1 protein-coding gene is annotated in these 836 nt (G+C 66.0%); it reads right to left on the reverse strand.

The features are described 5' to 3' along the window. The coding region (locus E4656_RS20150) for an RHS repeat protein (protein WP_135485122.1) at positions 1-836 on the reverse strand (836 nt) is incomplete at both ends.

Raw genomic sequence — 836 nt, forward strand, 5'->3', positions numbered from 1 at the left:
TCCGTCTCGGCGATCACCCGGCCCAGGGCGTCGTGCTGGAACTCGACGACCTGGGCACCGATGCCCTGATCGTCGATGCGCTGCAGCTCGCCGCGGGCGTCATAGCCAAACTGGCGCTGGTTGCCCAGTGGGTTGCGCAGGGTGCTGAGTTGCCCGTCGGCCAGATAATCGTATTCGAACACGCCGCCGGCCCCGTCATCCTCGCGGCGCAGGCGACCGGTGGCGTCATAGTCAAAGGTCTGCTCGATATTGGTGCCGTCCAGGGCGCTGCGGACCATGTTGCCGCGCGTGTCGTACGCATAGGTCCAGACCTGGTTGCCCGGGTGCTCGGCGCGCACCAGACGGTTCTCGGCATCGTACTCGTAGCGGTAGTTGTAGGTGACCGGGTCACCGCCATCCGGATCGGGCATGACGATGGTACGAGTCGCGGGTTCGCCCCGGGGGGTATAGGTGGTGTGGGTTTCGACACCCGCAAAGTCACGCTCGTAGATGACGTTGTTGTTGCCGTCATAGTGCCAGACGGCGGTGCGCCCGGCCGGATCGGTGACGCGGGTGGGCTGGTCCAGGCTGCGCCCGGTAATCGGGTCGGTGTAGTCGTAAGTGGTGACGCGGCCCAGTGGGTCTTCGTGGCGCTGCAGGCGGCCGGCCCCGTCGTAGACGAACCGGTCGACGGTGATTTCGCCGGTCACTGCGTCTTCCAGCTCGACCCGGCTCGGGTAGCCCCGGCTGTCATAGGTATAGCGGGTGACATGACCGGCCTCGTCAATGCGATGTTGCAGCAGGCCGTCCTGCCAGCTCTGCCGGATGCGCTCGCCGGTGGGCAACTGAATCTCGGT

The organism is Natronospirillum operosum (assembly GCF_004768465.1).
GTDB classification, from domain to species: Bacteria; Pseudomonadota; Gammaproteobacteria; order Pseudomonadales; family Natronospirillaceae; genus Natronospirillum; species Natronospirillum operosum.